Origin of the sequence: Actinophytocola sp., from assembly GCF_009379765.1 — a bacterium.
GTDB lineage: Bacteria > Actinomycetota > Actinomycetes > Mycobacteriales > Pseudonocardiaceae > Actinophytocola.
Window position 1 is genome coordinate 21379 of record NZ_WHTD01000099.1, and the last position, 7949, is coordinate 29327.

Here is a 7949-nt window from a genome sequence, read left to right on the forward strand (position 1 = left end):
TCAGCAGGGGTTTCCTTGCGTGCTGGCTCGTGCCTCGCCGATCACCACGTCGCCCAGGATCGTGCGCAGGGCGAACGCTTGTTGCGTCACGGCGCCGGTGGTGCGCACCGTCTTGTTGAGCGCCAGCTCGCCGATCAGCAGCGGCACGGTCACCGGCTGCGTGCCGACCGGGATCCGCACCCCGTTCACCGTCAACGACGCGATCGACGAGCTGCCGTCGAACGCCGGCCGGCCGCCGGCGCAGGTGGCGGTGGCCGTCGAGGTCAGGGTCGTCACCTCGATCGTCAGGCCCAGCGTGCTCACCCGCGTCGTGGCCAGGCCGCCCGTCGCGCGCACGCCACCGGGGGCCGCGTCCGTCCGTGCGGTCAGGCCGCCGGCCTCGATCTTCAGCAGGCCCAGGCCCAGGCCCAGCTTCGCCGACGCCGCGGTCCGGTCGTCGTTCGCGCACGGCGTGACCTGAGGGTTCGCCACCGCCGGGCGGGCGCCCAGCAGGTTCAGCGCGCTCGCCGTGCAGCCGGCCTCGTCGTCGTCCTCGATCGTGACGACGCCGTCGGGGTCGGCGAGCGTCGCGCCGATCGGGTTCGTCAGCGCGACCGTGAACGTCTCGTCGCCCTCGGCGGTGGAGTCGTCGGCGATCGGGACCGTCAGGGGCACGGACGTCGTGCCCGGCGGGAAGGTCAGCGTGCCGGCGCCCGCGGTGAAGTCGCCGGGTGCCACGGCCGTCCCCGGCTCGGTCGCCCACGTGACGCTCACCGGTGCCGCGGTGGCGGTGGACAGCGACGCGGTCAGCGTCGCCCGCCCGGCCCCTTCGGTGACGGTGGCGTCCGCGATGGACAGCGTGGGCTCGGTGGGTTCGGCGGCGTCGTCGTCGAGGATCGTGACGACTCCGCTGCCGTCGGCGATCGTGGCGCCGGTCGGCTCGGTCAGCTCTACGGTGAACGTCTCGTCGTCCTCCCGCGCGGTGTCGCCGACGACCGCCACCCGCACCGTCGCCGACGTCGTGCCCGGTGGGAAGGTCAGCGTGCCGCCGTCGGCGGTGAAGTCCTCGGGAGCCTCGGCGGTCCCGGCCCCGGTCGCCCACGCCACGGTCACCGGAGCCCCCGCGGGCGCGGACAGCGACACGGTCAGCGTCGCCGGGGTCATCCCGGACGAGCCCTCGGCCACCGCCACGTCGCCGATCGACAGGGTGGGCGGGGTGGGTTCGGCGTCGTCGTCGAGGATCGTGACGACCCCGCTGCCGTCGGCGATCGCGGCGCCGGTCGGCTCGGTCAGCTCTACGGAGAACGTCTCGTCGTCCTCGACGGTTGCGTCGCCGAGGACCGGTACGGACACCTGCGCGGTCGTCGACCCCGGCGCGAACGTCACCGTGCCGCCGCTCGGGGTGAAGTCCGCGGCCGTCGCGGTGCCGGGCTGGGTGGCCCACCCGACCGAGACGGGCGTGCTGCTCGGCTGGTCCAGGACCGCGGTCAGCACCGCGGACCCGCCCTCGGCCACCGTCGCGTCGCCGATCCGCAGCGTCGGCACGTCGCCGAGCGGGACGTCGTCGTCGTTGTCGATCCCGACCTGGCCGCGGTCGTCGCCCAGCGTCAGGCCGTCCGGCGCGGACAGCACGACGCCGAAGCTCTCGTCCTCCTCGTCTGCGAGGTCGCCGGTGACGGTCAGGTCGATCCGCTTGCTCGTCTCGCCCGGCGCGAAGGTCAGCCGGCCGTCGGCCGACTCGAAGTCGGCCGTGGACGCCGAGCCGGGGACCGTCGCCCACGACACGGCGGCCGGCGCGGTCGGCGCGCGGTCCAGCGTGACGGTCACGCTCGCCGGTGTCGGCCCGGTGTTGCCCTCGGGCACCACGACGTCACCGACCCGCACGGTCGGCGGCGGCGCCGGGGTGTCGTCGTCGACGATCGTGCCGACCCCGCTGCCGTCCTCGATCGTCGCGCCACTCGGCGCCGACAGGTCCACGGTGAACGTCTCGTCGCCCTCGACCGCCGTGTCGCCGACCACCGGCACGGAGACCTGCTGGCTCACCGACCCCGGCGCGAACGTGACCGTCCCGCCGGCCGCCGCGAAGTCGGCGGGCGAGGTCGCGGTCCCGTCGCCGGTCGCCCAGGAGACGGTGACCGGCGAGGACGACGGCGCGGACAGCGACACGGTGAACGTCGCGGGCGTCGTCCCGGTGGAGCCCTCGGTGACCGACACGTCGCCGATCCGCAGCGAGGGCGGCGGCGCGGTGTCCGGCACCCGCACGGTCACCGTCTGGGTGAGCCCGACCGAGGCGCCGCCGATCTGGAAGTCCACGGTGCACCCGTAGCTGCCGGGCGCGGTCGCGGGCGCCACCGAGACGGTCTCGCCGAACGGCGCCACCGTCCCGCCGCGCACCCGCCGTGACGCCGGGTCGAACCCGACCCCGATGCCCGGGTCGCAGGTCGGCCGGGGGGTGACGGTCAGGTCGAGCGCCTTGACGCCGTCGAGAATCGCCCGCGCCACCTGGTCCGCCGCCTGCTCGGGCATCAGCACGCCGCCGGTGGCCGCCGTGAGCGCGCTGGCCTGGCCGAGGGTGTCCAGCCCGTCGCCGCTCGTGCCGACCACCGGCACCGCGACCACCCGGACGCCCGCGTCCTGCAGCGCGCGAGTGGCGTCCTGCAGGGTGTGGCCGAGGCTCGGGTCGTGTGAGCGCGCGTCGCCGAACCAGGCGACGATCGGCGAGCCGCCCGGCCGGAACGCCACCGCGCCGGTGGCCAGCTGGTACTGCGCGTTGATGAAGTCCGTCCACGGCGCGCCGCCGCCACCCACGTTGTAGAGCCACTGCTGGGTGCCGTCCTCGACCGCGGCCTCGTCGTCGGTCAGCTGGGTCCGCACGGCGAACGCCCGCGGCCCGTCGACATCCGCCTTGTACTCGGCAACCGCGAACCGCGCGTCCGGCTGGCTGGCGCGGATCTCGCCGATGATCGAGAGCGCGTTGTTGCGGACGTTCGCGAGGACCGGGTCCATGCTGCCGGTGGTGTCGGCGAGGAACACGATGTCCGGCTTCGGCGCGACGTCCGGTGTGGTGACGTTCACGGGCAGCGACGAGCTCTCGCCCGGCGCGAGGGTCAGCGACACCGCGTTCGGGTCCACCCCGGGGGCGGCGGCCGCGGGCGTTGCCGTGCCGACCACCACCGCGGTCGACGCCACCACGGCGGCCAGCAGCAGGGCGCGCAGCCGAGTCATGGGTCTCCTCCCCTGGAGCTGGACCTGATGGACCTGACGCTGCTCGGCCGTTCGGGCCAGGGCAACAAGCCCGCCCGCGCGCTGCGCCGATGGTCCGCAACGGCGCCCGAAAGGGCGCGTTCGGCGGTACACCCGGGCGTTTGAGAGGCTTGCGTACATGGCGAACCGGTTGGCCGACGCGACGAGCCCGTACCTGCTGCAGCACGCGGGCAACCCGGTCGACTGGCGGCCGTGGTCGGCGGCGGCGTTCGCCGAGGCGCGGCGCCGCGATGTGCCGATCCTGCTGTCGGTCGGCTACGCAGCGTGCCACTGGTGTCACGTGATGGCGCACGAGTCCTTCGAGGACACCGAGATCGCCGAGCTGATGAACGCGAAGTTCGTCAACGTCAAGGTGGACCGCGAGGAACGACCGGACGTGGACGCGGTGTACATGACCGCGACGCAGGCGATGACCGGTCAGGGCGGCTGGCCGATGACCTGCTTCCTCACCCCGGACGGCGCGCCGTTCCACTGCGGCACCTACTACCCGCCTTCGCCGCGCCAGGGCATGCCGTCGTTCCGGCAGCTCGTCACGGCCGTCGACGAGGCGTGGACCAGCAGGGACGCCGACGTGCGCGAGGCCGGTACCCGCATCGTCGCGGAGCTGGCCAAGCAGAACGAGGTGCTTCCGGTGTCCACTGTGGACGATGAGGTGCTGGCCGGCGCGGCCGCGGCGATGCTGCCCGAGTACGACCGCAGGCACGGCGGGTTCGGCACCGCGCCGAAGTTCCCGCCGTCGATGGTGCTGGAGTTCCTGCTGCGCCACCACGAGCGCACCCGCTCGGTCGAGGCGTTGTCCATTGTGGAGGGATCGGCCGACGCGATGGCCGCGGGCGGCATCCACGACCAGCTCGACGGCGGCTTCGCGCGGTACAGCGTGGACGCCGGCTGGGTGGTGCCGCACTTCGAGAAGATGCTGTACGACAACGCGTTGCTGCTGCGGCTGTACACGCACCTCGCGTTGCGCACGAGCTCGGCGCGGCACCGCGAGGTGGCCGGGCAGACCGCGGAGTTCCTGTTGCGCCGGCTGCGCACGGCGGAGGGCGGGTTCGCGGCCTCGCTCGACGCGGACACCGACGGGGTCGAGGGCCTCACCTATGCGTGGACGCCCGCTCAGCTGGTCGACGTGCTCGGCGCGGACGACGGCGCGTGGGCGGCGGGCCTGCTGGGGGTCACCGAAGCCGGGACGTTCGAGCACGGGACGTCCACGCTGCGGATGCTGCGTGAGCCGGAGGTGCCGGCGAGGTGGACGCGGGTGCGCGAACGGCTCCTCGCCGCGCGCGACGCCCGGCCGCAGCCCGGCCGGGACGACAAGGTCGTGACCGCGTGGAACGGCCTGGCCATCGGCGCGCTGGCCTACGCCGGTGCCGCGTTCGGCGTCGCCCGCTGGGTCGATGCCGCGTCCGGCGCCGCCACGCTGGTCGCCGACCTGCACCTGGTGGACGGCCGGCTGCGGCGCGCCTCGCGGGACGGCGTCGCCGGTACCGCGGCCGGGGTGCTGGAGGACTACGGCTGCCTGGCCGAGGGGCTGCTCGCGCTGCACCAGGCAACCGGCGGCACGCGCTGGCTGGACGTGGCGGTCGGGCTGCTGGACACCGCGCTGGCCCGGTTCGCCGACACCGGCGCGGAAGGCGCGTTCCACGACACCGCCGACGACGCCGACGCGCTGGTCTGGCGCCCGTCGGACCCCAGCGACAACGCGAGCCCGTCCGGCGCGTCCGCCACCGCGTCCGCGTTGCTCACCGCGTCCGCCCTCGTCGGCCCCGACCGCGCGGGCACGTATCGGGCGGCCGCCGAGTCGGCCGTCGGGCGAGCCGGGTTGCTCGCCGGCCGCGCGCCGCGGTTCGCCGGCCACTGGCTGTCGGTCGCCGAGGCGCTCCGGCAGGGCCCGCTGCAGGTCGCGATCGTCGGCCAGGACGGCGACTCCCGCCGCGAAGCCCTCGTCGACGCCGCCCTCCGGCACGCTCCCGGAGGCGCGGTCGTGCTGGCCGGTTCGCCCGACGACGTGCCGTTGCTGGCCGACCGTCCGCTGGTCGACGGCCTGGCCGCGGCCTACGTCTGCCGCGGCTATGTCTGCGACCGCCCGGTCACCGAGGTTGCGGAGCTGCTGACGGCCTTGCGCTGAGCCGATCTCGCCGTGATCACGCCGGGGGATGAGCACTGAGCCACGCCGCCGCTCGGCGCGCCGACGCGCGTGACAGCCACGCGTCCTGAACCTGTTCTGCCAGCTCCTGCCGGGTGAGCTCATCGACGCGGCTGGCCCGCAGCAGCACCGATGGATGGCCGTTGAAATGCGCGGTGGTGAAGAACGGCGACGCCTGGTCCTGAACCAGCGCCTGCTTGTCCGCCTTGGACGCAACCCAGAAGACGATCACATCGTGATAGCGCTCCCCGGTCTCGGGATCGACCGCGTCCGGCCGCGGATTGCGGAAGAAGATGAACGACTTCCCACCCACCTGGTAGACCAGGTTGTCGCGGGACCCGTGCTCGACGGTGACGTGCGGCATGACGAGGGCCAACTCGTGTACGTCCTCGACCCGAGCGGGCCGGCTCCCGTCGGCCAACATGGGGTCAGCCTAGCTGGCTAGGCGCGGCGTCCCAGAGCTTCCACCACGCGGTTTCGCGGCGACCTCAGCCCATGTTTGTTGCCCGTGCCGTCGACGGCGATCTCGAATGACGCCGCGTCGAGCAGGGCCTGGTCGATGTCGTCAGCTCGGCATGGGTGGCCAGGTCGATTCGCCGCGGCTGGTAGGCCGGACCGAGCGTGTCTCGCATTCGGCCTCGGCCAGCTGTTCGAGGCCGGCCGGCCCGGCGTGGCCCGGGTCTTCCGCCTCGATCGCCGTGGCCAGCCGCCGGGCCGCGTGCGCGACTGATGCCGGGTGCTGGACACCCGAGCCAGCCGTTCTTGGGAATCGGCCGGCTGGCGAACCCGCGCTGCTCGCCGTCGCGCGCCGCGGTTCGCCGGCCTTTGGCTGTCCGCTGCCGAGGCTCCTCGACCGAGGGTTTCCGCCCCGAGTGAACTCCCTGGCGTAGTCGCGCGCTCCGTGTAACCTTGTAATTATGTAAGTCAGCCAGTTGGAGGCTGTCATGTTCGGAAGATGCGGGGTGGATTTCATGGGTCCGAGAGGGCATCGCTGGGGACCGGGCCGTGGCTGGGGCGGCCCCGGCGGACGCGGCCGGGGCCGCGGCGGCTGGCAGCAGGCCGACCTGCCGTCGGCGGATGACGCGTCGGCCTGGTTCGCCGGCCGGCTGCCGGACGGGTGGTTCACCGAGGGGCCGATGGTCGTGGTGGACCGCGAGGAGATCACGGTGGTCGGCCAACTGCCGCCACTGGAGGGCGAGTTCGCCGACGACGCCGCGCGGGCGGCCGCCGAGTCGGGCCGGATCAGCCGGTTCCGCGAGGAGACGCGCGACGAGCGGATCGAGATCGCGCGGCAGGCCGAGCACCGCTACGGCCGCAAGGTCGCGTGGGGCGCGAAGCTGGGCGAGACCGAGGAGCTGTTCACCACCCTGTCCGTGCCGGTGATGACCCGGCTGCGCCAGGAGGAGCGGCTGATCCTCGACACGCTGGTCGACGCGGGCGTGGCCCGCTCCCGCTCGGAGGCGCTGGCCTGGGCCGTCCGGTTGGTGGGCGAGCACGCCGACGAGTGGCTGTCGGGGCTGCGCGAGGCCATGTCCAAGGTGGACGACCTCCGCTCGAAGGGCCCCGAGCTGTAGGGCTCGCGCTGATACGCCGGCGGCGCGTCCGACGATGGTCCGGGCGTGCCGCCGGTCAGCTCGCCGCTCAGGGGTACATGGCCAGCCAGATCGCGATGTAGTGTTCGCCGGTCGGCGCCGGCCTCGACATGAGCGCCTGGCAGGCGCCCTGACCTGCGTGAACGTCTGCCGACAGTTCTCGCGGATTCTCAGGTCTGCCTGATTTGGGACGGCCTGGAGACGGCCTGATCATGGTTGCCTGGCGGGCAGCTCGGTCAGCTCGTAGCGCGGCCACGGCACGAGCTGGTTGCGGCTGATCGGGTGTCTGCGCGCCATCACTGTCTCCTGCCCCGCTGATGGCGCCTGCTCGCCGCTGTTCCCCTCGCCTTGGCCGTCGTTAGCACCGGGTCGTCGGTGTCAAGGGACGAGCGAAGCGAGATCGCGCCAGCGACGCCGTACGGCGCCCTTGATGCCGGCGGGCCGGTGTTAAACGATCACCAGGCGTGTGAGGGGCCGCCTGGTGACGAGCTGTTGGCTGGCCAAAGGCTGCGGAGAGGCGTCCTTGGAATCCAGTCCGCGCCGCCGGTGGTGGCGCTGCCGTCGCGAGCTCGTGGGCTGCGCCGCGCTGGCCGCCGGCGTGAGCGGAGCGGTAGCCGGCCGTGCCGCGATGGATGCGGTCCACGTTGCCAACGTGACGGGCCAAGGCGCGCCGCCTCCGGCGGCGCGCCTTGATCCCATCGAGCTATGTTCTGCAACCATACGACTAGCGCGACTAGCGCGAGACGACACACCGCGGGGAGGGAGCCCGTGCGAGCGGTGTGGCAGCGATGCGAAGGATGACGAGCGATGGCATACATTCCAACTTCGAGCCAGGGCGCTGCGCAAAGTCGTTTCTGCTGATCATGGTGTGTGTTGAGGGTTTTGGTGCAGGCGGAGGATGGTGAAGATCAGGTGTGGGTTGTTGCGGATCTTTCGGATGGTGGCGGCGATTTTGGTGTGCCCGGTTTGAC

Annotated in this window: 4 protein-coding genes; 2 read left to right on the forward strand and 2 right to left on the reverse strand. The window is 73.1% G+C overall.

From position 1 onward, the window contains the following. Positions 1-3204, reverse strand: a complete 3204-nt coding sequence (locus GEV28_RS26730) for a choice-of-anchor P family protein (protein WP_291414982.1) — start codon at positions 3202-3204, stop codon at positions 1-3. A gap of 157 nt (positions 3205-3361) precedes the next feature. Between GEV28_RS26730 and GEV28_RS26735 the strand changes: the two genes are divergently transcribed. After that, entirely contained in the window at positions 3362-5368 is a 2007-nt protein-coding gene (locus tag GEV28_RS26735; RefSeq protein WP_291414983.1) for a thioredoxin domain-containing protein, read from the forward strand. Between the two features lie 16 nt (positions 5369-5384). On the opposite strand, the gene GEV28_RS26740 is transcribed toward GEV28_RS26735, so the two are convergent. Then, positions 5385-5762: an MmcQ/YjbR family DNA-binding protein gene (locus GEV28_RS26740; protein WP_291414984.1), complete on the reverse strand. Its 378-nt coding sequence runs from the start codon at positions 5760-5762 to the stop codon at positions 5385-5387. Between the two features lie 595 nt (positions 5763-6357). Between GEV28_RS26740 and GEV28_RS26745 the strand changes: the two genes are divergently transcribed. Beyond that, positions 6358-6960: a hypothetical protein gene (locus tag GEV28_RS26745; protein ID WP_291414985.1), complete on the forward strand. Its 603-nt coding sequence runs from the start codon at positions 6358-6360 to the stop codon at positions 6958-6960. The last annotated feature ends 989 nt before the right edge of the window (positions 6961-7949 follow it).